At 58.3% G+C, this 24982-nt stretch carries 15 protein-coding genes; 9 read left to right on the plus strand and 6 right to left on the minus strand.

The annotated features are described in order from the left end of the window. The first annotated feature begins 342 nt into the window (after positions 1 to 342). Positions 343 to 2157, plus strand: coding sequence for a patatin-like phospholipase family protein (locus AC1D1N_RS22900; RefSeq protein ID WP_477351208.1), 1815 nt, complete (start codon positions 343 to 345; stop codon positions 2155 to 2157). On the opposite strand, the gene AC1D1N_RS22905 is transcribed toward AC1D1N_RS22900, so the two are convergent. From AC1D1N_RS22905 to AC1D1N_RS22915, 3 genes are all read right to left on the minus strand, one after another. Beyond that, positions 2131 to 2415, minus strand: coding sequence for a hypothetical protein (locus AC1D1N_RS22905; RefSeq protein ID WP_477351210.1), 285 nt, complete (start codon positions 2413 to 2415; stop codon positions 2131 to 2133). The genes AC1D1N_RS22900 and AC1D1N_RS22905 overlap by 27 nt on opposite strands. Before the next feature lie 204 nt (positions 2416 to 2619). Further along, complete coding sequence (locus tag AC1D1N_RS22910) at positions 2620 to 4752, minus strand: adenylate/guanylate cyclase domain-containing protein (RefSeq protein ID WP_477351212.1); 2133 nt, start codon at positions 4750 to 4752, stop codon at positions 2620 to 2622. Between the two features lie 1318 nt (positions 4753 to 6070). Continuing rightward, positions 6071 to 7774 (minus strand): calcium-binding protein, encoded by a 1704-nt coding sequence (locus AC1D1N_RS22915; RefSeq protein WP_477351213.1) that lies wholly within the window; start codon positions 7772 to 7774, stop codon positions 6071 to 6073. A gap of 783 nt (positions 7775 to 8557) precedes the next feature. Here AC1D1N_RS22915 and AC1D1N_RS22920 point away from each other — a divergent pair. The 6 genes from AC1D1N_RS22920 to AC1D1N_RS22945 all read left to right on the plus strand — a co-directional run bounded on the left by AC1D1N_RS22920 (position 8558) and on the right by AC1D1N_RS22945 (position 18866). Next, positions 8558 to 9766, plus strand: coding sequence for a glycosyltransferase family 4 protein (locus AC1D1N_RS22920; RefSeq protein WP_477351215.1), 1209 nt, complete (start codon positions 8558 to 8560; stop codon positions 9764 to 9766). Further along, a complete protein-coding gene (locus tag AC1D1N_RS22925) occupies positions 9763 to 11016 on the plus strand; it encodes an O-antigen ligase family protein (RefSeq protein ID WP_477351217.1) in 1254 nt (417 codons plus the stop codon). Before AC1D1N_RS22920 ends, AC1D1N_RS22925 begins: the two co-directional genes overlap by 4 nt. A gap of 1 nt (position 11017) precedes the next feature. After that, entirely contained in the window at positions 11018 to 13015 is a 1998-nt protein-coding gene (asnB, locus tag AC1D1N_RS22930; RefSeq protein ID WP_436261159.1) for an asparagine synthase (glutamine-hydrolyzing), read from the plus strand. Between the two features lies 1 nt (position 13016). Next, complete coding sequence (locus AC1D1N_RS22935; protein WP_436261158.1) at positions 13017 to 15215, plus strand: GumC family protein; 2199 nt, start codon at positions 13017 to 13019, stop codon at positions 15213 to 15215. Between the two features lie 28 nt (positions 15216 to 15243). Next, a complete protein-coding gene (locus tag AC1D1N_RS22940) occupies positions 15244 to 17466 on the plus strand; it encodes a lipopolysaccharide biosynthesis protein (RefSeq protein ID WP_436261157.1) in 2223 nt (740 codons plus the stop codon). Positions 17467 to 17756: 290 nt separating this feature from the next. Beyond that, on the plus strand, positions 17757 to 18866 hold the full coding sequence (locus tag AC1D1N_RS22945; RefSeq protein ID WP_436261156.1) for an acyltransferase family protein: 1110 nt from the start codon (positions 17757 to 17759) through the stop codon (positions 18864 to 18866). Between the two features lie 95 nt (positions 18867 to 18961). Here the strand turns inward: AC1D1N_RS22945 and AC1D1N_RS22950 are convergent, their stop codons facing one another. Next, entirely contained in the window at positions 18962 to 20029 is a 1068-nt protein-coding gene (locus tag AC1D1N_RS22950) for an NAD-dependent epimerase/dehydratase family protein (RefSeq protein WP_436262053.1), read from the minus strand. 244 nt (positions 20030 to 20273) lie between these two features. Continuing rightward, positions 20274 to 20957 (minus strand): helix-turn-helix transcriptional regulator, encoded by a 684-nt coding sequence (locus AC1D1N_RS22955; RefSeq protein WP_477351220.1) that lies wholly within the window; start codon positions 20955 to 20957, stop codon positions 20274 to 20276. Between the two features lie 345 nt (positions 20958 to 21302). On the opposite strand from AC1D1N_RS22955, the gene AC1D1N_RS22960 reads away from it, so the two are divergent. Beyond that, positions 21303 to 22877, plus strand: coding sequence for a PAS domain S-box protein (locus tag AC1D1N_RS22960; RefSeq protein WP_436261155.1), 1575 nt, complete (start codon positions 21303 to 21305; stop codon positions 22875 to 22877). Here the strand turns inward: AC1D1N_RS22960 and AC1D1N_RS22965 are convergent. After that, positions 22874 to 23548 carry a LuxR C-terminal-related transcriptional regulator gene (locus tag AC1D1N_RS22965; RefSeq protein ID WP_112559396.1) on the minus strand — a complete coding sequence of 225 codons (675 nt, stop codon included), beginning with the start codon at positions 23546 to 23548 and terminating at the stop codon, positions 22874 to 22876. The genes AC1D1N_RS22960 and AC1D1N_RS22965 overlap by 4 nt on opposite strands. A gap of 698 nt (positions 23549 to 24246) precedes the next feature. Between AC1D1N_RS22965 and AC1D1N_RS22970 the strand changes: the two genes are divergently transcribed. Then, on the plus strand, positions 24247 to 24969 hold the full coding sequence (locus tag AC1D1N_RS22970) for a nucleotidyltransferase family protein (protein ID WP_112559397.1): 723 nt from the start codon (positions 24247 to 24249) through the stop codon (positions 24967 to 24969). Positions 24970 to 24982: the final 13 nt, after the last annotated feature.

Raw genomic sequence — 24982 nt, forward strand, 5'->3', positions numbered from 1 at the left:
CTATGGCCCCCGATTGAAGGTCACATAGTATGTAAAGTATCGGATCGCACCAGTGCGGAAAACGACAGCTTCTTGCGGCCCCGGCAGTCCGCCTTGTGGTTCTCGAAGTTTATTGCGGACTGAGGCGCGAGGCGGGTCCCCTCAGGGCGCCCAGTCACACCTGCGGCGAAAGCCATTGACGGCGGACAGGAGGAGGGGCAAGCCGGCATCGGAGCTGCCCGCCCCTAGACGAGCCCCAGCGGCAAAGGTGCGGTTCGGCCCGGATCGCGCCTTGCGATGCTGCAAACACGAGCGGTACGGTATACAGTTACCGGAGCGAATGCGTTCCCCGGATGGCTCAAAATGTCCTCCGCCGATTCTCTCGCCGCGAGATTATTGTCGGCGACATTGATGTTCGATCGTGCGTCGTTGCTGGCGCTCGAGGCCTTGGCTGCCGAATCCGACCGTCGGGTTCTAAGGCGCGGTGAGGTCCTGGTTCGCGAAGGCGATCCATCGGACAGGTTCTTCGTCGTGCTGTCCGGTCGCTTTACGGTACACAAAGGAGATCAGATTGGCTCGGTCGCCGAGATCGCACAGGGCGAACTGGTCGGCGAAATTGGTTTCTTTGCAGGGCTGCCCCGTACGGCCACTGTCCTTGCAGCGCGCGATTCGATCGTCCTTGAAATCAGTCGTAATCATTTCGAGAAGGCGGCCGAGGCTCTGCCGAACCTGAGAGAGGCGGTCACAATATCTCTGGCGCGCCGGTTCGCCACGCAATCTCCGATTTTGTCACGTCAGAAACCTGCCAAGATCCGAACGCTTGCCATCATCGCAGCCGGCGGAAGTCGCATCTCACCGGTTTTCATCGGGCAGCTACAGCAAGAGTTCGGTGCGGTCACGCGCGCTCAGTTCGTTTCCCGGCTTGACGTCCACGCGAAGTTCGCAGGTCGTCCGATCGACGACCAGCCGGTCCTTAACTGGTTGAACGAACTGGAGGCGCAAGCTGAATTCGTTGTCTACGTCGCTGATGAAGAACCTAATGAATGGACCCGAGTCTGCATTCGCCAGGCCGATACCGTCCTGCTGTTAGCGAACGCGTCCTCTTCGCCTCGCTTGAACACGTCCGAGGAGTTGGCGCTATCGGTCCATCCACCATCGACCGGTCGGCTTGTCCTAATTCACGACAATCGCTCGGCTGCGGTCTCCGGCACCTCTGCGTGGCTCGATGAGCGCCCCCATGTCGGCCAGCATCATCATGTTGCGCTGGAGGACGCGTCTGATATCCAGCGCCTGGTCCGATTTATTTCCTGCAAGGCACGTGGCTTCGTGGCGGCGGGGGGTGGGTCCCTGGGCAGCGCCCATCTGGGCGTCTACAAGGCCTTCGTCGAGGCGGGCGGGCGCTTCGACTATCTCGGCGGGACGAGTTCCGGAGCGGCGATGATGGCCGGCTTCGCAAGAGGGTTGGACGCGGAGCAGATCGACCGCGGCACGCACAACGTATTTGTCAAAAGTCGGGCGTTTCGGCGCCCCACCTGGCCGCGTTTCGCACTCCTGGATCACAAAGCCTTCGATCGAGCCCTCCGGGAGGAATACGGCGACGTTCTGATCGAAGATCTTTGGCTTCCGTTCTTTGCGCTTTCGAGCAATCTGAGCAGCCGTCAGCCCCATGTCCACCGTCGTGGAAAACTCTGGCAAGCCGTTCGGGCGTCCGGCTCGCTCCCGGGTGTCCTGCCGCCGTTCTTTACGGCTGATGGCGATATGCTGGTGGACGGCGCCATCATGAACAATTTGCCGCTGGAACAGATGAGGGAACTCAAGACCGGCCCCAATGTCATCGTGAGCTTCAGGTCCAGTGCACCGCAAAAATACCACATCGACTATGACCGCATCCCCGGAAGATCGGAACTGGCGATCGCCCTGCTGAACCCTTTCGGCCGTGCCCGCCTGCCGCAGGTTCCCAGCATGCTTCAGGTTATTGCCGCGAGTATCCTGGCACACGGGCCACAGGACATTGCCGTCGGCGACGAGGATGTCTTGGTCTGTCCGCAGGTTTCGAGCACCTTCATGGATTGGAGTCGGCATTCCGAGTTGTTTTCGGACGCCTACGACCGCACCGGGCAATGGATCGAGGAACGTCTCCGCCAGAACGACTCAGGGCTCCGGGCGGTGCTCGGTTGAGCTGGTCGGCGAGCGCATCGAGTTGATCGGCCGCAGCAACGACGACCGGCTGTCGGATTGCGAGAGCGGCCGGCGCCGAGAAGGCGCCTCGTAATACTGAATCGCAACGTCGCCAGGGATGACGACCACCGCCACACCACGCCGCCCGATCGCGGTGCGGACCGCGGCCTCCAGCACCTCCGGTAGCTGCGATGGATGGGAAACCAGCTCGCAGACGATGCCGATCTGGATATCCAGGTCGCGCGCCAGGCGCCGCACGTCGGCACTGGCGCAACCGTGGCCTCCAGAACGGTCGTCGGCTATGTCTGCTTCTGGCTACCGCAAAAATGAACTCTATGACCGCGTTGAGGCGCGAAGCGGACATTCGGGTCCGCTCCCCTCAGGACGCCCAGTTGCGCCCGCGACGAAAGCCATTGACCGCGAGCAGGTGGAGGGCAAGCCGGCATAGGAGCCGCCCCTCCACTAAAATCTCAACACCCAGGCTTCCACTTTTCCCTTGCCTTTGACTTCGATAGCGCCGCGCGGCTCGAAGATGAATTGGTCCTTGAGCTGTTCGTAGACGGGGCGCGTCACCTGAACAGAGTCGGGCACTCCACCCGACTCCATGCGGCTCGCCAGGTTCACTGTGTCACCCCATAAATCATAGATGTACTTACTCTTCCCAATGACGCCGGCGACCACTGGCCCGCTGTTGACGCCAACCCTGAGCTTCATCGAGACGTTGTGTTCCATCGCGTGCTCGCGGGTAATGTGGACCATGCGGATGGCCATCCGGACCATGCGCTCGGCGTGGTTGGCCACCGGCACGGGTAGGCCGCACACCGCCATATAGGCGTCGCCCACCGTCTTGATCTTCTCGATGCCGAGATCATTGGCGGCAATGTCGAAGCGCGTGAAGAGTCCGTTGAGAAACGTCACGACATCGTGCGGCGGCATTTCCGATGTCAGTGCCGTGAACCCCACCAGGTCTGCGAAGGCGACCGTGACCTCGGCGAAGCCGTCGGCGATCCTCTCCTCGCCAGCGCGCAGCCGATTGGCGATCGGTTCCGGCAGGACGTTGAGCAGCAGCTGCTCGTTCTCGCGGTTCTTGTTCTCGATCACGACATTCTTTTGATGCAGATCCTCAACCATGCCATTGAAGGCCGAGCAGAGTTCGCCAATCTCGTCGCGCGTGCGGACCGGCACGCTGGTCGCATAGTCGCCAGCGGAGAAGCGTTTCACCCCGGCAGTCAGATCGCGGAGCGGTCCGAGCAGCGCGCGCGAAAGCCAGGCGGCGGTGGCGGCGACCACGAGCATCGCCAGTCCGCCGACGAGCAACAGATCCCGGCGGAGTTCGGCGATCGGTGCGAAGGCCTCGGTGCTGTCGATCTTGGCGACGAGAGCCCACTTGACATCGGAAATCGCAAGCGGTCCCCATGAAGCGAGCGTCGGGACGCCACGGTATCCGATGATCTCGCCCGTGCCCTCGACACCGGCGAGCGCGGCACGGGAGGCCTCGGTGTCGACGCGCTGATGCAGCACTGGTGTCCCGTAACGCTGAATGACGGCGATTTCCTCGTCCGAAGTGCCCACGGATTTGAGGTCGGCGAAGAAGTTATCCCGGTTCTCGTAGAACGCCCGCGGGCCAGAGCGCACCAGATAATCAGGCCCGACGAGATAGGCCTCACCCGTGTTGCCGAACCCTTCCTGCCGCCAGCGGCGGTTACCGGTGACGACGTTGTCGATCTCATCATTCGACAATTGCGCGACCAGCACGCCGATGACGACGCCCTGGGCAATCACCGGTGCTGCCATGAAGGCGATCGGCGCGCCGCCTGATGGCGCATAGGAGGCGAAATCTACGAGGCAGATGGCTGACGGGTCTGCGATCTGCGAGCAGCGGGCGACGGCGGCCGCGACGTTGGTGCGGCGGTACGGACCCAACTGAAGAGACGTGGTGAAATCCACCTCCTTCTCGACCGTATAGATCAGGCGACCTGATTTGGGATCGGCAATCATGAAATCGAAAAAGCCGACCGTGGTAGCCGCAGCGCGCATCAATGGATGATATATGGCATGCAGCCTGGAGTATTCGCTTCCGTCGCCGGCGTCGTCGAGAAGCTTGCGTCGCTCCGCCGGGTTGGGATTTTCCACAATGTAGTGATACTGCAGATAGTAGGGGGCACCAACGACCGGAAGGTAGTCCGACAGGGCCGGTTCCGTGCCCAGGGTGCGCGTCATTCCGGGGATGAAGTTCTCGGCGTACCAATCGCCGACCCTCTGCCGCAGTTCAGGCGGAGCGCCTGCCTGGTCGAGTTGGTCGACTGCGATCCGGAACTCGCGTGTCGCGTCGACCACCATCTTGGAAGTGGCAAGCAGTCGCAGTTCCGCCTGGATTGTGCGGAAGTAGGTTTCGACCTGGCGCGTCTTGGCCTGACGGGCGGCCGTGAGTTGGTCGAAGACTGCTTTTTCGAGAGCGTCGCGGGCGCGGAAGTAACCCAGCGCCCCGGTGACCATGACTGCGATCGCGCCAAGAAGGACGAGGGTTGTAAACAGCTTTGCAGCCAATCCCCAGCCTGCGGGGCTGGATGAGCCGGTCACATCTGAAGAAGACATGAGATCTTACTTTGCTTTTGCATCAGGTCTTCGGAAACAGGAGCGTCGACGTCGCGCCGGACGGCAAGCCAGGATCGTGTTTCATCTGTTTCCCCCTCTCCCTCGCATATGCATACCAAATTTACTGCGAGACGTGTGCGGGAATGCGTTGTCGGTTTCCCCGTGGGACCGCACGGTAGAGGCGGCCGTGGAGAATGGTCTGAAGGCTTGCTTGCTTCTCGTGAATTGCGTTTTGGATGCTACCCCATCAAAGCCCGAGGTGGCGCGCTTGAACCTGGATATCAGGTACCGCAATCTTTTCTCCCGGGTGTGGAGCCGGGTGGTCAACCGGTTCGACCGGGTATGCGCCAGCGACGCCGCCCCGGTTGATCCGACATCGCATTTCTCGCTACGCGAGTGGGCGGACTTGCCGACACACCATCCTGCCCCGGATGAGTAAATCGACGGGTTGGTCTACTGCTGTCCGATCGCTATCCATTCCGGCCAGCCGGTGCGTGCAGGCGTCAGACATCGCCTCAGATCCGGATCGCGGTATCCGACGATTCAACTATTCAATCGATCCCGCTGATCGCCAGCGCGAGTGGACCAAATGCTTGTGCCTGTCGAACAGAGCCAGTTTGTCGAAATAACCTAGCCGAAGCCCAGCCCCGCAGCCGTCACAGGTGAAGCGAGAAATCGACTTAAACCATGAGCCATTTCGAATGATTGGATGTTTGCAGGCCGGGCACTCAAACTGGAGCGCCACGTCGAGCAGATCGTTAGCTATAGGCATGGTCACGCCCCAAACTGCAGATACCTTCCATTAATCCCGGAAGATGACGGGCGTATGTGACTTCAGTCTCAGAGGGGAATTGCGGGCGATTGCATCGGGATTCAACTGCCCCGGACGAGGCAGGCCTGATGCGGACATATCGGCCGTGCACCGATTGCGAACGGGACTCAGCTGCTTCTGGCGAGCGCGCGCGAAACGGGTGACGCCTCCCGAGCGGGTCCAAGGGTTGGGAACGCCAACTCGGCGATATCCGTCGATCTCGTAAGGTGGAGTTATGGTCAAGAGCAGCAAGGCCCAACGCGTAGTCTGGTGCGCTATAGCCTGTAACAGGTTGTTCCATCTCGGGATTTCGCCGATGATGGTCGGCTTTGTAGGCAGCGCATGGTCAGCGCCGTTGCCACTACCGCCTGCCGTGACCTCTGCCTGCAGAAGCAGCGTCCTAAAATCGTGGTTCCCTCCGTGGGCCATATGCCCGGTAGCAACCACGCCCGATTCCCTCGCGCGGCCTCATTGATCACGAAGCCGGCGCGAGGGCAGTTGACGGTCTCAGATCACAACGAATGAACTTGATGTGATCGCGAGATGTGGGGCAAGCGTGGCGAATTGCGTTTGAGCGGCGCCACCAGCTCCGTCACTGTCGAAATAGAGCGCTCCGGTCGTGCTGTTGTAGACAATATGGTCGGTACTGTCGTGTGCTGCCGTCCCGCCATAGAAAGCACCGCCTGCGAGCGTTCCGGCCTTGAGCCCTTTGAAGATAGCATCATCAAGGTAGATCTTGTCATTCGACGGGTCGAAGTCGGTGATCCTGTCGACATTTCCGGCGCCAAGCGCAGTGTTGAAGACGAAAACATCCTTGCCGCCAAAACCGGTCAGTGTGTCGGCGCCACCGCCGCCGCTGATGACGTTGTTGCCAGCATTGCCCTGGATGGTCTGGGCGAACTCGTTGCCGGAGAGGTTGATTGCCGTGGTGGCAGACTCCCTCGTGGTGCCAAGGACTTCAATCGACGAGCCGGCCGAGAGCGCATGGCTTACAGAGGTCCATATCCTGTCCTGACCCTGGCCAGCGGTCTCGATCACCTTGTCACCGGCATTGTCTACCCAGTAATCGTCGTTTCCGCCGTGGCCAATCATGGTATCTGCGCCACCGCCCCCGTTCAACGTGTTGTTGCCGGCATTGCCCTCGAGCGTCTGGGCGTACTCGTTACCGGTCAGGTTTATTGCCGCTGTCCCGGCCACATTTGTGGTGGTTAGAGACCCCACCGAGGAGCCGGCGGAGAGCGCAAAGCTTACCGATGCGAGAGCCTTGTCCGTGCCGCCGCCGTCAACCTCGACAATCCGGTCACCAGCGCTGTCAACATAATATGTGTCGTTGCCGCCATAGCCGGTCATCGTGTGCGCGCCGACTGCCTGAAGAACATCGGCGCCGCTGGTACCGACGACTTTGTCCGTGGTCGGAGTAGGATCGACAGGGGGAGGAGTGGTTGGCGTGGTTGGCGGCGGGGTCGTTGTCCCGGTTTGGCTGTTGTGATCCTGGAAAAAAGCCTGCATTGACGGCGTGTTGCCAAGCGACGTTTCGCCGTTCTGCGAGGACCATTTGTAGGCCATATCGAAGACAGGTGAAGGAACCAGCTTTTCCCAGTGATCCATCATAGTCTGCATCTGCGCAGTGGTCGGCATCACATAGGAGCCGCCTGTATTGGTCGCCCAGCCACCACCGCCAAATGACTGATAGACGGGAACGATCGAGCTCAGCGGGATGCCCGCATTCAGCGCGGCCGTCACGGAACGGTCGATGTAACTAAAGTCGACGACCGTCGATCGCACCGGATAGGGATTTATTCCGTAGAAATCGATGCCGGTGTTGGCCGGATTGTAGGTGTTGGTGTAGTCGGGGGTGTTGAACGAGCCCATATTCATCAGAGTGATGAAAGTCTTGGCCCCCGGGAAATGGGAGTGGATCCAATCCGATTCGGCCTTCAGATTGGCAGCGCTGACCTGAGTATGATATTTGCCCGTGGGATCCGGCTCATCGGTGAGATAAAAAGCTAAGACCTTTGAATTGCCGATAAGCGGGGTCACCTTGTTGATGAAAGAAGCGGTTACCCCGTTGCCTTCATTGAGCCAAATCAAGGCCTTGGAGCCATCCGGCAGGGCGTTGACCGATGAGGCGTACTGGAGATCGACTAGGTTGAAGCCGTTGGCTGCAGCTGCTGCGGCAGGGGCGCCATAGGCGTAGTGCATCGTAGCCATACGAAGGTTCTCTCTTCTGACTGGTAGCGCCCCACCCCCTGCCTAGCCGAGAGTCTACATTAGCGCCAAATCAAATACGGAAATGCGTTGATAGAAACATTGATCTGAGCCTTGAACACCTCGGCAACCTCAAGCCAACGAGGCCCAACACCACGCTTGCCTTGCCTAATCGGCGGCGTTGTCGGTACCAAATCAAAACCGATACTCACTGACAATCACTGATTACTGGCGTGGTTACTGAGAGCTCAAAACATCGGCGTTAAACCTGCAATTTTTTGGAAGAAACCCCGTTTTTGGGATGCTTTCTCGAGCCGATCATCTCTCATGCGATGCGTCGAAACTTCGAATCTTAATATCCGGCAATCCGTCTTACTGAAGGCAGTCGAAAGGCGGCGGAAAAGGAACCGCTTTCTGCGCGACATGCGTCTGCCTGTACTGGTGTTGAGCCAGGTCACGGTGTCTTGCGACCCCAGTCGCATTATCGGGGAGATGGCCGGTGGGTAAACGAACCAGGCCAAACCGCTAGCGCGGGAAGGCCACCTGAAGCGCTCCTTCAGGCGCCTTGCCGGGAGACGACGCGCATCATTTCGGTCCAAGCCTGAGACCCTGCGCGCACGAGTGGAACTCGCTCATTCAAACGGACGAGGACAGTCGGCAAGCCTGACCGTACCGTGGAGCTTGGCATTACAAGTTCCAGGCAGCGGAACCAAGGACAATGAAAGCAGGACCAACAGCCGGCCAGTGCGCACAATCGGAGTTATGCGCACGGTCAGGAGACGGGGAATGAACCCGCATCTCGTGTGTGTGGGGGGCGAGGATCACGCCTTTAGAATTCCGTTCCTGCTGTCGATGCGCGAAAGGGGCTTTCGGGTCACTGCCGTCTCCACCGGCGATGAGGCCGCGTTCTCGCGGCATGGCATTACGCATCGTCGTTATGGCTTCGACCGGTTTTCCAGCGGCAGTAGCGGCGCCATCAAAACGATTCGAAAACTGATTTCGGAGCTCCGTCCGGATATTGTCCAAAGCTTTGACACGAAGCCCAATCTATTAACACCACTGGCGGTGCGCGGGACGGTTCCGGTCGTCCGTACAATCAATGGGCTGGGCTGGACGTTTTCATCTCTGGAGCCAAGGGCTCTGGCCCTTCGTCCAGTCTTTTGCGCACTGCAGTGGCTTTCGTCATTCTGGACGGCTGCGACAGTATTCCAAAATCGGGACGATCACGCTTTCTTTGAGCGCTACCGACTGATCGGACGCGGTAGCGGAAGAGTGATCCGCAGTTCTGGAATCGATGTTGATGCATTCGCTGCCGCAACCCATCTCACATCGTTGCCAGAGAAATTGCGCGAAGAGCTTGGGCTCCAGTCCGCTGAAGTTGTAATTTTTGTCGGCCGGCTCACTCGTCAAAAAGGCATACCGACACTGCTTGAGGCTGTCCCCCGCGTCCTCGCCAAGAGGCCCGATGCGCGTTTTGTGCTGGTCGGCCCATGGGAATCCGAGGGTCCGTTTGCCGTCGCCAAATCGGACATCGATCGGTATTCCCCTCATGTCATCGCCTTGGGTCCACGACAGGACGTTGCCGCCCTCCTTGGCATGGCCGATCTGTTCGCCTTTCCAACGCAATATCGGGAAGGAGTTCCGCGTGTCCTGCTTGAGGCGGGACTGGCGGGATTGCCGATCGTCGCCTCTAATATGCCCGGTTGCAATGAGGTAGTCGAAGACGGCTGGAATGGATATCTGGTCCCAGCCCATGATGCAGATGGTCTTGCGTCAAGAATAATAGAAATCTTGTCCGACCGCGGCAGCGGAAGGACCATGGGTCATCGGTCTATCGAATTCGTCAAGACGCATTTCGCGCTGCCGCTGGTGATCGATCAGTATTGCGACCTCTACAATCAGGTCCTTGGCGCCAGATCCCTTGGCGATGCAGATTTGCGTTCGCAGGCTGGAAAGGATGCCGCGCTCGGCCGACTGGGCGAGGTGCGCCAATGATTCGAGACGTGTTATTGGCCGGCGGCGTCGCGATGGCCTACGCATCTCAACTTGAGATCCCGGGAGCGCCGTTCGGCATCAGCGAACTATTTCTGGCCTTGTGGATCCTCATATCGTTGGGCCGGGTACTTGCGGGGGGCCAACTCGTGGTCACGCCGGCACTTTCCATTCTCAGTGCCTTCTGGGCGATCATGACATTCGCCCTCAGCCTGGGCCTGATCGTCGGCATGCTTACAACCGTTCAGTATCTGGAAGCGCCGATACACGACACTATCGCCTACCTGCTATTGGCCTCCGTCACATGCCTGCTTGCGGCAGATCCGAACGCGGATCGCCATCTGCGCCGCACCTCATGGCTGGTGATCGCAATTGCGAATGGATGTTTTGCTTTCCAGTTGGCACTTGGATTCAATCTGATCCATCAGTCCGGAGTAAACCCGTGGTTCTGGGACCGGTTCACGGGTTGGTCCGACAATCCAAACCAGCTGGCTCTTTATTGCGCACTTTTCGGCCCTCTTGCACTGCATCTGGCGGTAACAACCCATAGCATGATCGCCAGGGCGTACGCGCTCGCGAGCATTGCTCTCATCGTCTATGTCGGGAGATTGACCAAGAGCGACACCTATCTTTTGACGATCGTTCTGACCGGCTTGATCTTCTTGCTGCTGCGTGTCCGGACCTGGGTCACCACAGGCGGACAAGCCTCGCTCGGCCGCCAGGTCCTGCTCCTGTCATTGGCTGCTCTGCTTCCTCTCTCAATCTCTGCAACACCCTATGTGCTTGCGGAAGCGACCAGTGTCGAAAACTTTGCCAAGAGCCTGACCAAAGGAGAAGGCGGCGAGGCGACAGCCGAGACCGCCAATCTGCGGATCAACATCTGGACCAATGCTTTGGGCAAGGGCTTGGGCTCCGCCTCACTTGGCCTTGGCCCCGGGCCTCATGTCGACAGGAATGTCGTGACCAAGGAGTTTATCGATCTGCCTTTCGAGGCTCACAGCACGTTGATTGATACGTACACTCAAGGGGGCATTCTCGCGGTCCTTGCCCTGTTGTGGATTCTTGGCACCGCGGCAATCCAGGCATGGCGCAAAGGCCTCGACGCTCTGGTGGCGCTCGTGTTGTCGATAGGCATCTTCGGCTTCCCGCACCTGGTCATTCGCCACCCGATCGTTTGGTTTTCAATCACTCTTTGCCTGGTTGCCGGAACAGCCAAACCGGTTGCGGCAACTGCACGAGCGGCGGGCCGATAGCATGTGCGGGATTGCCGGGATCCTGCTTGCCCCTGACTCAGCCAGTACAAGGCCGCTGCGGGCAATATCGCAAATGACGGCTGCCCTTCGTCACCGCGGCCCTGATGGCGAAGGCTTCTGGAGCGATGGTGAAGCCGGCATTGCATTCGGCCACAACCGGTTGGCCATTGTCGATTTGTCGGAGGCAGGATTTCAGCCGATGCGTTCGGCGAGTGGCCGGTATGTCATTACCTTCAACGGTGAAATATACAATTTCCGCGATCTGCGCCGGGAACTCGAGAGCGCCGGCCATCAGTTCCGCGGAGCATGCGATACAGAGGTTATACTCTGCGCGATCGAAAATTGGGGGCTTGATGCCTCACTCAAGCGTTTTGCCGGCATGTTCGCGTTTGGACTGTGGGATCTGAAGACAAGGACCCTTCACCTGGCCCGCGACCGAATGGGCAAAAAGCCAATTTATGTCGCCCCGACACGCCATGCACTTGTTTTTGGCTCCGAGTTGAAAGCCATCAGGTGTTTCCCGGGTTTCAATCCGGAACTTAATCCCAATGCTGCCAGGGCCATGCTGTCGCGAGGATGGGTGCCGGATCACAATTGCATCTGGCGAGGGGTGTTCAAACTACCCCCAGGCTCGGTCCTGTCCTTGACGGCCGAAGACTTCGCCAAGGCGCGTCGCACCGGCTCCGTTCGACATCGTGTGCGAGCTTGGTGGTCACTGGCCGAAGTGGCCACCAAAGGCCGACAGGACCCTATGGTCGGCAGCGACGAAGAACTGACGAGTGAACTCGATGCGCTACTTCGACTTGCCGTCAGGGAGCGCATGAACGCCGATGTGCCGCTGGGCGCGTTTCTGTCCGGCGGTGTTGACAGCTCAACCGTTGTAGCCCTGATGCAGGCTCAATCGCAAAAGTCCGTACGCACATTCACCATAGCGTTCGGCGAGCGCGGATTTGATGAGGCTCCTCATGCCGCCGCGGTTGCGCGGCATCTGGGCACAGACCATACTGAACTCCACCTTTCGCCGGCCTCGGCGCGTGACATCATTCCAGAACTGCCTCAGACTTGGGATGAGCCGTTCGCCGATGAATCGCAAATACCGACGCTGCTGGTGGCGCGGCTCGCTCGCCAGCACGTTACGGTCGCGTTGACGGGCGACGGTGGCGACGAGTGTTTTGCCGGCTACGCCCGCCACCTTATGGCGGCGCGGGCAAATCGACAGCATGGTATGCCCTCGCCGCTGCGGGAGACCCTTGCGGCGGCCATTGCGCTGATGGCTCGCGCAACCCGTCACAATATTTTCAGCAAGCTGCCGCTTTCAGGGCTTACTCGGCACGCGTTGCGCAGCGATCGTCTGGATCGGCTGGCTCGGCTGTTTTCTGCCGCCGATCAAGAGGAGCTGTATCAACGACTGACAGGCTCATCGACAGTTAATCTAACGCGCCCCGGGCCACGCACATCAGTTCGCCGCGCGCCTCAGTTGGATGACCTGCTGTCCCGTCTTTTGTACAACGACATGGCTGACTATCTGCCCGGCGACATCCTGGTAAAACTGGACCGCGCCAGCATGGCCAACAGCCTTGAGGGCCGATGCCCTCTTCTTGATCATCGAGTTGTCGAATTCGCCTGGCGGATGCCGGCGAATGCAATGGTTCGCCATGGACAAGGCAAGTGGCTCCTTCGCCAGTTGCTGCGCCGGTACGTTCCTCAGCGACTGATAAACCGACCAAAGCAGGGTTTCGACGTTCCTATGGCGCTCTGGCTGAGAGGGCCTTTGCGTGCCTGGGCGAGTGATCTTCTGGCTGACATGCGCCACTCCGGACATGAGCTTTTCGACGTGGCAAAAGTTCAGACGTGCTGGCGCGATCACCTCGATGGAAAACGGGATCATTCTCGTGATTTGTGGGCGACGTTGATGTTCCTTGCATGGCGCCACGACGCCGATCGGCCATCAGTGGCATCAACAGCCCTGCCGGGCGCGCTTGAGTTGACGGGAGTTTGAGATGGAAGGTTCAATTGTCAGTCGCATTCATCTTCCGCGCACCACAGAGATGCGGGTAGCAGTGCACGAGACCAATCCACGCATGCGGCGGCGGTTGCGTGAACCGATGGACACGCAGACCCCTTTCGGCCAACTGATCATCACCATCGCGAGGCGGAAATGGTTCCTGCTTGCCATGGTCGTTTTTGGCGGCGCATTTGCAGGGCTTGTTGGCTTTTCCCGCCCGGCTGTGTTCGAAGCGACCACACAGGTGATCGTCGATAGTTCGATGAGGACTGCGCCTGACGGCACAGGTGGTCAGGACATGTTGGACACAAGCATCGACAACCATTTGACCATGCTCCTGTCGCAAGGGCACCTGCGTCGCGTTGTTGCGGCATTGCGCAAGACCGAAGCTGATCAACAGGCTGACGTCGGTGGTTCTGTCGCGCAGGGATCGGCTCCTGAGGCGCCAACGGAAAAGCGTTCGTTTGCAGCCAATTTGTTGGATCGAATCTTGCCGCATGGCAGTGACGATGCCGCAGAACTGAAGACGTTGCGACGTGGACTGCGAGTTGGCCAGGAACTGCGATCGCGTGTTATCACCGTCGGGTTCAGCGATAAGGATCCTGTGCGGGCAGCCCTGGTGGCCAACACATTCGCCCGGGTTTATGTCGATGATCTCGCACGCAACAGCCAAACCGCCGACAGGGCGGAACTCGCGTCCATCGTCGCCGCTCTGCCCACGGTCCAAAGCGATCTGGCGGAAGCGACCGATCGTCTGGAGGAATATCGGCTGAGCCATGGCACTGTCGATCAGGGTGCAGCCGACAACGCCGCCAGGGAAACTGCCGATCTCAACCAACAGCTTGCCTTGTCGAAGGCCGATCTCACCACGACAGAGTCCCGTCTTCAAAAAATCCAGGACCTGCAAAAGTCGGGCGCCTCACCAGCCGCGCTTGCGGACGTCATTGGATCGCCGGCGCTCGCCGACCTTCTGGCCCATCCGGCAGACAATACGGCAGGAAACGATCCCGCGGGTGCGATTAACCGTGAGATCGAACAGGGCATCGCACGTATCGCTGCGGAGGCGAGTACGTACCGTGCCCAGATCGCGGCGCTAGAGACGCGCAAGAATGTCCTCGAAGCCGTAGTAACCGACACTGCGGGCCGACTTTCAGGGATGCGCGCACTTGAACCAAAGGTTACTATCCTGACGCAGCGATACAATGAGCTCCTGACCAGACAACAGGATCTGAGCCGGCGCATTGCAAGCCCCTCGTCGGGAGTTTCGATAATTTCGACGGCATGGCCGCCGAGGAACCCCAAGAGCCTTTCGCCGGTCTACCTTATCCCACCCGGCATGGTCGTATTTGGCCTCATTGGCGGCATCCTTGTCCTTCTCGGCAATCGTCTCGATCAGACTTTGCGCGGTGAGGCGGAGACTGAAACAGCCCTCGGCTTCCCATGCCTGGGATTGCTCCCGAAGGTCTCAAGACCAAGTGCCAGGCGCCTACAACAGCTGGTTCTTGGGCAGCAGCAATCCATATACAGTCGGGCTGCAATGTCCCTGCTGGTCAATGCAACGCCGCTTCAGGCAAGGGGGCGCCCGTCGCAGGTCGTCCTTGTTACGTCCAGTGACCAAAGCGATGGGAAGACCGAGCTCGCATGGAGCCTGGCTCTCGCGGCAACGCGCCTGGGCGGCCGTGTGCTTTTCATCGACTTTGATCGCCACGACGCGCGGCTTACGAGCGATTTCGTGAGCGAGTTTAGTATTTTGAAACCGCACAGATCCTTTGGAGACTATGCGAAGGGGCGCTGTGATCTGGAGGGTGTAATTTCGAGCATGCCTGAGATCGGCGTCGATTTCATGGCTGCGCCGGCGCTCTCGGATGACCTCCTGAAGTTGCTGTTCACAATGGACGCACCGCGACAATTTATGGACAGGCTGGGCTCAGTCTACAGTCTCGTCGTCCTGAACGGACCGCCGGGGCTCGGAGGCCCGGAATCCCGCCTGCTGGCGGGTTGGGCGGATTCCGTTCTGTTTGCGGTACGCTGGGCAAAGACACCGCGCAACGTTGCACGCGGTGTCCTGGAATTGCTTCAGCCCGAGGAGCCCGGATCTGTTCCAGTCGGAACCGTGCTCACGCAGGTCAACCTCAAACAGCATGCAGCGTATCATTTTGGAGACGGCGGCGACCTGCTGCTCGTGGGGGCATGACAAAGGACTCAAGCACCGGTTGCGGCAAATGATCATCGAACTCTTCGGACCACCTGGATCCGGCAAGGCAGCCTTTGCTGATGCGCTTGCAGGACGGTTGCGTGGACAAGGCTACCGTACGAGGGTTGTCCACAGTCGTCAGCGCAGAAAGAGGGGGGGCAGTGTCGACCTTGGAGTATTCCTATTTCTTTTTAGAGTCGGGGCGGCAATATTTTCTGCCTTTAGCGTACTGATATCACCGAGAGGCTTAGTAAAGTATCTTTCGCTTTCACTTGCCATGATAAGAATTATTCCGCCAAAGAAATTCATATGGCGGGCTAGGGTGTGGCAACATATTTTGAAGCTTTCTCATACCTGGGATGAGGCGAAGCAATCCGAAGAAATAATAATATTCGAGCAGGGATATGTTCAGGCAGTTGCATCGCTGGCGATTTTCAACGGCGCGGCTGATAATATTGCAATCGCACGGACGCTAAAACTCACGCCGGTGGCGGATTTTACGCTCAGAGTTGTTCTGCCACGTCCCATCGTGGAGACACGCTTGCGGGAGCGGATGAAGCACGATGCTCCTGCTGAGCGAATTCTCGATGCGGATCTTGACACAAGCATGCGAGCGTTTGGTGTATTTCAAAACATAAATGATATTCTGCTCGGAAACGAAAGGAATATTCTTCCTGTTGAGACGCTCAATGATCGGTCGTCGTTGGCGAGCATTCAGCGCATCGCACGGAAGATAATCTCAAAGATTCAGCACGATGGGGTCAGATATTTGCCACGCGGCGAAGCAGGCCATCCAATGCTTGAAGGTGGCGTAGGATGCTATATTGAGGAGTGTGGAGGTACGATAACCGCACAAAATGTTGCAACTTCTCTTGCAGCTGCAGATACCATTTTGCCGAAGAAGGAAGATCTGACCCGTAGCCTCGGCTATGCCGCCATCTTTGCTCTTATGATCTATGTCGCAGGCGCAGGGCTGACCAGCTTGGCGCAGTTGTTGATTGCGCGCATCGTCGGCTCCACCAGTTATGGCATCTATTCCTATGTCCTGTCCTGGACTTCGGTTCTTGCCTATCTGGCAACGCTCGGCTTCAACGTATCCTTGCTGCGCTTCGTGTCCGCCTATCGGGCCCAAGGTCGACTTGACCTGGCGCACGGTGTAATCCGATTTGCTGTGCAACGATCGCTGGTGGTGGCGACTCTATTCGGTTTGACTGGCGCCACTTTCATCTTTTTGTTTTCTGGTCCTTCCAACAAGGAACTTGAGATCAGCCAGCTTCTCGGCATGGCAGCCGTGCCTTTGGTCACCGCCTCCGCATTGGGGGCTGCACTTGTTCGTGCATTCGGGGGCGGCGTCTCAGCCCTTTTGCCCGAACGCATTGTGCGCGACGGGTTGTTGTTGACGTTGCTTGGAGTTGCTGCCCTGTCCGGCGCGTGGACCATGAATGCCCCATTGGTGATGCAAGCAGTGCTGACAAGTTCGGGCGTTACGGTCGGACTGGTGTTCATAATGGCCACAAGGTTCCAGCCTCCCGGTTTGCGGCACGCTGAACCTGCCGACGCATCGAAAGACTGGTGGGCGGTGGTTCCGCCTATTATGCTCATGGCCGGGCTCGATGTCTTTATCAACCGGGCTGGGGTCATGGTGCTGGGCTGGACTGGGCATATCCGTGACGCGGGCATTTTCGCCCTGGGCCTCAACGTGGCGTTGCTTGTCAGTCTTGCCCTGGTGGCCGTCTCCACAATGTTTTCGCCCACTGCAGCTACCCTCTATGCTCAAAACGATCGCAAAGCCCTGCAGGCGCTGTTTTCGCGAGCGACCTTGCTTGCCGCAGCCGGCGCCATAGCGATGGCGCTCCCGCTGCTTGTGATCGTGCGACCTCTTTTGAGCTGGTTTGGTGAGGATTTCGGCACAGGGGCGCCCATCGCGCGCGTGCTGATGCTCGGATATGTCTTCGTCGCGCTCTGCGGACCCCAGTTGAACCTCTTGACCATGACCGGAAATGAATGGGCCGCGGCCATAACCATGATAGTCGGCGCTGCGATTGGCGTCATAGGCTGTGCAGTGGGTATTGAAATCTACGGTCCACTGGGCGCGGCCGTGGGGCTCGCGCTTGCCCTGGTGGTCTGGAATGTGGCGATGGCGATTTATATCCGCAAGCGGCTGAGGATCATTCCCGGGTTGATCTTTGCATTGATGTCACTCAAGGCGCGCCCGGTCGAAAGTCACCAACGGTATTGGTTCTTGCGTTGACCTGACGGCCGGGAGCCGCGTCCGGACAGGCGTTTCCGGTCGCTCGAATTCAGAGCGATGCAGACGGCATGCGAACTATCCATCGGCGACGTCCCTTCTGGACACTTGTGAATCCTTTCTGGGGTTCAGCTTGTGGAAGGGCGTCCTCATGCAAACGCACGATGATGTGCCTCGATGCGGCAATCACTATTCAATGCTCGCTTGGCGGGTTCTCTATGGCGCTGTGGGCATGACACAGGATCAGGCCGCTGATCATCCGGCAGAGGGATGACGCGACCGGGGAGGTAGTAATGCAACAGGCGGGCAACAACTCATCGCGCCTGGCATCGCTCGACCTGCTGCGATTGGTTGCGGCCTTGGGGGTTGTGGCCTTTCACTATCTTTTTCGCGGGCCAATAACCGGCGATGTCGACGTTGGATATGCAGCAGCTGCACCGTTTGCCATCTACGGCTATCTCGGCGTCAGTGTGTTTTTCCTGATCAGTGGCTTCGTCATAACTTGGTCGGCCGAAGGTCGAACCTGGCAGGAATTCGCAGTCGCGCGCTTTGTCCGGCTTTATCCTGGATTCCTCGTCTGCATGACCGTGACGTTCGTCGTTCTCTCAATCGCCGACGACCCCCGTTTTCCGACTAATGTTTCGACCTATGCCGCCAATCTTACCATGTTCGCCCGCGCATTCCACAGGCCATCCATGGACGGCGTCTACTGGTCGATCATGCTCGAGATCGTGTTCTACAGCTGGATCGCGCTGCTCATGCTTGCGGGTGCATTTCAGCGCTGGAAACTAGCCATCGTTGCCATCTGGCTCGCAGTTTCGGCAGGAAATGAGCTTTTCCTCGGGAGCATGGCAATACGAGTTCTCTTTATCACCGACTATGCGCCTTTCTTTGCCTTCGGTATTCTGACCCAACAAATCGTTGCAAAAGGTCGTTCGCCGGCGGCGCTCATCCTTCTTGCAGTGGCATTCCTGGTGTCTTGCCAGACTATCAGGTTTGACCATGGCTGGATGCTGGAGCATCACGGTGTAGCCATTTCCTATCCTGCTCTCTTTGCAGCCAAAACTGTAGTTTTTGGGATTTTCGTAGGCGCAATACTTATCCGTTCTATGGTAACACCTTCAAAGACTGTCCTGATGCTCGGCGGATTGACTTATCCGCTTTATCTTTTGCACCAATATATCGGTTACATCTCGCTCAACGCCCTAACCCCGCTGGTCGGCAAGAACGTCGCGTTCTTTCTCGTAGTGGCGACTGCCCTCCTTGCCTCGTTCGTGATCTGGCGTTTCATCGAGAGCCCGATACGCAAGCCGCTTATCCGCGCATTGCTGTCTGGGATGGATCGCATCTCCCCGATTGGATCGGCGAGCGCTCGAACCAATAGCCGCGTCGCGCCGACATAGAAGAAGCTCTGCCCGAAGCAGCCGGTAACAGGTCACGTCTTGAATGGGGGATCGGACGGGATGAGTTGGGCGGGGTGGGACCCGCGGTCAATGGTTTACACAGGCATGAGGTTTTGTTGTTCTGCCGAGGCCACAGTATCGCCTCCATGAAAGTGTCGATACCATTCGACAAAACGCTGAACACCGTCCTCGAGGGCCGTAGAGGGAGCGAAGTTTACGGCCCTGCGAAGATCGCCAACATCGGCGCGAGTCTCCAGGACGTCGCCGGGAGGCAAGGGCACATCTTTGCGAAGAGCCTGACGACCAAGGGCAGTCTCGATGATTGCAATCAGCCGGTTGATCTCCTCGGGCCGATCATTGCCGATATTGTACACACGATATGGCGCCGAGCTCGTAGCCGGATCCGCTGCGCAACCATCCCAATTCGGTTCGGCACGCGGCGGGGCGGCGAGCACTCGAACCACTCCCTCGACGATGTCGTCTATGTAGGTGAAATCTCGCCACACACGACCGGCGTTGGCCACTGCGATCGTTTTCCCTTGGGCGATTGCATGAGTGAACGCGTAGACCGCCATGTCGGGCCTTCCCCACGGCCCATAGACGGTGAAGAACCGCAATCCTGTCGTGGGCAAGCCGAACAGATGACTGTACGAATGCGCCATGGCTTCATTTGCACGCTTGGTCGCGGCATAGAAGCTGAGGGGGTGGTTGGCACCGTGGTGTTCGGAAAACGGTATGGTTTGATTGGCGCCGTAGACGGAACTCGACGAGGCGTAGACCAGGTGTTTGACGCCGGCGTGCCGGCAGCCCTCCAGGACATTGAGAAACGCCACAATGTTGGACTGTACATAGGCATGCGGATCGACCAGCGAATGACGCACGCCCGCCTGGGCAGCCAGGTGAACAAAATGCGATGGTCGAAAGTCGTAGAACAGCGACTGCACAGGCAACCGATCCGCCAAATCCAGACGCATCGGAGTAAACCCTGGCTCGGCGCACAGGCGCGCAAATCGCGCTTCCTTCAATCTTGGATCGTAATAGGGCGTGAAATTGTCCACCCCTACGACTTCCGCACCGGAGCGCAAAAGCCGCCAAGCGACATGAAACCCGATGAAGCCCGCTGCGCCGGTGACGACGATCGGTCCTTTCCGCGACAGTTGCAGGATCGCGCGGTCCGATGGGGCCGGTCCAGATTTTGCCTCCGCCGGACCGGACCTGTCGCGTTGACCATTGCCCACCCTGTGGCCCTCGGAATTCTGTCCGACCATGTCGAAATTTTCCCCCCTCAAGATTGAGCTCGTCGAGCTGGCCGACCATGGCGCCGTGGCAGGCTGGGAGCTGCGCAAGGGCAGCTCCACAGCGGCCAGAATTCCAAGTGACGCCGCCTCGCGATCGAGACGGCAACCCTCACGGCAATACGGAAATACGCCCCAGAAGAGCCACCAGTTCCCCCTGGCGTTTTGTGTCGGTCTTGGCGAAGAGCGACGCCAGTTGAGACCTGATCGTGGTCCGGCTAAGCCGCCAACTGCGGGCGATTTCCAAGGGCGCATCCCCTTGGGCCAAGCGCATGGCGAGCTGGGTCTCCGCACTCGTCAGGCCGAACATCTTTTGCAATGTCTGAGGATTGGCCGACGATCTGTTCTCGCGGTCCAACAATGCCACGATGCTCGTTCCATCAGGAGCAACGACCCCCCCTTCATTGAGTACTACCGGCCGGTCGCCGGCGCTGCGGATCACCACCCATGACAGCGAGCCTGGCAGAAAGTTGGCCGGAACATTCGCAACCAGGCGCCTTAGTGCGGCCGAAAGCTCGGCGGCTGTACCAGCCGCTTCATCCTGGCGTTCGAACGTGTCCTGGGCGGCGGCGTTCCATTCAACCACCTTCTTTTCGCGATTCAGGACGAGATACCCACAGCCGATGCGGTCAAGCATGCCGGTGACGGATTCCATGCCGCGGCGCTTCGAGTCGCCGACATCGGCCAGCCTATCTGGCGTGCGCCCCGTCGTACGCGTTACGCAACCATATTTATTCCCCAAGACAACATACCGCCCGCCCGCAACGGTGTCGTTGCGCCTATCAATCAGAGACATTGTTCCTACCCCAAGCCCAGTGTTTCTACCCGACGGAAACTCTTCGATATCTCCTGCGTTTTTCCTTTGTCGAACGGATAGTAATCTGGTGTTTGGGTGTGGCAATCCGGCAGTGGTACTAGTTAGGCGGTTGCCTCCTAGCCTCGACGGACTAGTCCGAAAGATGTAGACTGGTTTATGGGATCGCGCTTGCGTAGGTTGGGTTTCGGCTTGCTGGGTACACCTTTAGCTCACGTGGCTTCAATATTGGTGCTTGTTGCCACGATTATATTCGAAATAAATGGCATAATTCATACTGGTCTTGGGCCAAGTTTTATTGAAACTATTCCGGCTATAATTGTCATCGTGTATCTTGAAGGTCGTCGAGCCGCGATCGCTGCGACGCTGGCGATCGCCGGCGCCGGCCTGTGGGCCCAGAACGTCCTTGGCGGTCGGATCTCCAACGAAGACTGGCTGCGGGCAATCTACCTTCTGGTGTCGGGTGGCGTGATAGCCTTTGTCTTTCACCGGCTCCGACAAGACCTGCGAAAGGCGGTGGAGGTCGCCGAGTCCAGGCTCGCTGCTGTCGAGGCGACCGAAGGCCGCTTTCGGTGGGCATTCGAACGTGCAGCCATGGGCTTTGCCAACGCCAATGAGAACGGTGAGCTACTGCAATCCAACAGACGGCTGTGTGAGCTGACGGGTTATACTGAAGCGGAGCTCGCCCAATTGCGGCTTGTGAGCCTCGTTCATCCCGACGACCGGGATTCGATGTTGATATTGATTGAAGGTCAGGGCAAGGCCACGACCCCTTCCGGTGCTGAGGTCCGTTTGTTGAGGAAGGACGGTACGACATTCTGGGCTCGAGTAGTCCTGTCTTCATCCCGGCCCGACGGCGTCCTTTCGGGGGGTATGTTCGTGGTTGTCGACGATATCTCGGAGCGACGAACGGCGCGCGAGGCGATCCGGGCGCAGAAGGAGCGGCTTTCTCTCGCGCTTTCTGCTGGCCGCTTGGGCACTTGGCAAATCGACCTCACCGATGGGACTGTCACAGGTTCCGACAAATTCTGGGACACTCTAGGCCTGCCTCCAGCCGCCAGCCGGCCCTTGCAAGATCTTGCTGCTGTCGTGCACCCGGCGGACTGGCCAAAGCTTGCAGCCACGACAGAACCTGCCTCCACTACTAATCACGATATCGAGATACGCGTCCGGCGAGCGGACGGTAACATCCGCTGGATAGCTCTGCGTGGGCGCGAGGAAAGACATGATGACCATCTGCTGCGCATCGGGGTAGCAGCTGACCTGACAGAGCGCCGGCAGACCACGCTGCTGCGCGCAGCGGTAAAGAAGCGGGAACGCGTAATGCTCGAACAACGCCATCGGTTCAGCAATCTTTTCCCGGTGATCACCGCGCTGGTAAAAATGGTCGATTTTCCCGAGAACAATGTCGCCAAATACAAGGAGGACCTGATCGATCGAATTCGAGCCCTTGAAGCGACTCATACGCTGCTTTCACGCCGCACCAGCGCTTCGGTGCTGCTCGACGATCTGGTTGTCCGGGAACTGCAACTCTACATGGGAACACGCGATATCGTGGTCGACGGCCCTGACATCATATTGTCAAGCGGTGCGGCAGAGAGCTTTGCAATGGTGGTTCATGAGCTGACGACGAACTCCGTAAAGCACGGCGCACTTGGCGAGCCAGGAGGCCGGCTTGCGGTTAATTGGTCCTTCGCTCCAGAAGGTGAGGGAAACGACGTTGTGTTCCACTGGGTGGAATCGGGCCGACGCAAGAAGGCCAAGATGATCGGCCGCGGCTTTGGTTCAATGATAATCGGGATCGATGGCGCACCCCTTATCGGCCACTCCTCCAAACTGGAGATATTGGACCACGGGTTGCGGTACTCGCTGCGCCTGTCACGGCATGAAATCGAATCCTAGCTCGCGTTTTTCGAAAGCCAATTCTGCAGCACAAGGGCTGCTTCGGTCCGGTTTCGCACTCCAAGCTCACGCATTATGGCAGCAGCATGGATTTTTGTGGTCGCTTCGGCGATGTCAAGATGGCGAGCGATCTCCTTGTTTGAATGGCCTTCCGCCATCAGCTTGAGGACATCCCTCTGCCTCAAGGTCAGCTTGCTAAGACTGCCGGTACCGGTCCGCGGTTGAGTTGAGGCTCTCTCGGGCGGGGGCGCGTGCAGCCCTTGGCCCGCAGAAGTCCGCGACAAGAGCGCCGGGACGTAGATGCGGCCTGACAGAATTTCGCTCACCGCCAAAACGACTTCTTCGTCTTTTTGCGACTTTACGATGTAGCCGTGAAGGCCGATCGACAGAGCCGTCAATATCTCCGAACGTGAATCGTTGCCCGAAACGATTGCGAAGCGCGTATCCGGGTATGTCGACAGAACGTCGGCGAGCACCTGCTGATTGAACAGCCCCGGCATATTCAGATCCAGGATCGCAAGATGTATGGGAGCTTGATCCGCCAAGAGGCTGACCACGGCATCGAAGCATGCAGCCTCAAATATCTCAATATTCGGAATGCCGGCGCTTAACGCCAGTCGCAAGCCGCGACGATACAGACCGTGATCGTCGGCAATGACGATTCGATACATTGCATTACCCCAACCCGTACTCGAGCCCAATGAACAAGGATAATTGGACCCTTGAAACATCCCTTACGATTGGGAGATCGATCGGTGAAAGGCATTCAGAAGCGTGGCCAACCACTCGTCGAACCAACCCAAGCAATGTTAGCAGAACCCGCGTATCGCTAACTATCACTTTTGCTAATGTAATACTAAATAGCGGAAAACTCTCCTGTTTTTTTTAGATGTCGTTTAACCATGTTGAATTAGCCCTACCTGGCGTTGTGGAACGTCCGATTCTAAATCTCGCTAATTCAGCCCCAACTAAGGAAATTTCGCTGGGATTTTCAGCGTCTTGCTGGAGTTCAGCAGACCGTTCCAGCAGTCGCGAAATCCTTGGTTTTGGCGCCTGGGAAGTCACGGACGTTTGAATATCTCTTGGCAGACATTGATGGCTACTCCGCCTGCTCGCCGCCGTCCGGGGCAGGCCTCAGCCTGACCGACCAACCTACCTTCAGCACGGCTATTGAACACCAGAAGTGTTGGATCGCTACCATTCGATTGCACGACGACATCCAGCCAACGGTCACTTACCGTTCCTCCTATGATGCTCGGATTGACGCGCGGGGGTCGGCAAAAATTTCAACCGATCTTCACGTTTGAAAAGACCCAAACGCGCCTTCCCGGACACCACCATCGACTTGGTATTAAATCAGGAGGATCGGATGAAAGCGGTTATTCAATGCGGCGGGATGGGAACGCGCCTTCGCCCCTTCACATCGGTCCTGCCGAAGCCCCTCATGCCGATTGGTGCTCGCCCCGTACTTGAGCTGCTTTTGAAGTGGCTGCGGCGCAATGGCATTGAAGACGTCTATATCACAACCGGATATCTCGGCCATCTTATCCGCAGCGTATGCGGCGATGGTTCGCAATGGAACCTGAAGATACGATACACTCAAGAAATGGAGCCGCTCGGCACCATCGGGCCACTCTCGCTGATCAGGGATGAACTGACTGAACCCTTTATTGTGCTCAACGGCGATGTTCTGACCGATCTCAGCCTCAGCCGATTCATTGCGGCACATCGCAAGCACAAGGATCCGGTAACGATCGCTACCGCCAACCGCCTGATCAAGATGGACTTTGGCGTCATCGACGAAGTCGACAATGCAGTCCAGATGTTTCGCGAGAAGCCGACGCTTTCTCATCTCGTGAGCATGGGGATCTACTGCATGAACCCCGATGTTCTGAAATTCATTCCATCGGGTATTGCATTCGGATTCGACGATTTGATGCTGCAGATGATGCAACAAGGCACGGTCGTGCATACCTACAAGCACGAGGGCCTGTGGCTCGATATTGGTCGCGTGGACGACTTCCAAAACGCCCAAGCCATTTCCTGGGAAGAGCAATCGGCTTCGATCGAGGTTGCCGCAGCAGCGGCCTGACAAATCACGTCAC

The sequence above is a fragment of the Mesorhizobium sp. P2_B5 genome (assembly GCF_056404775.1).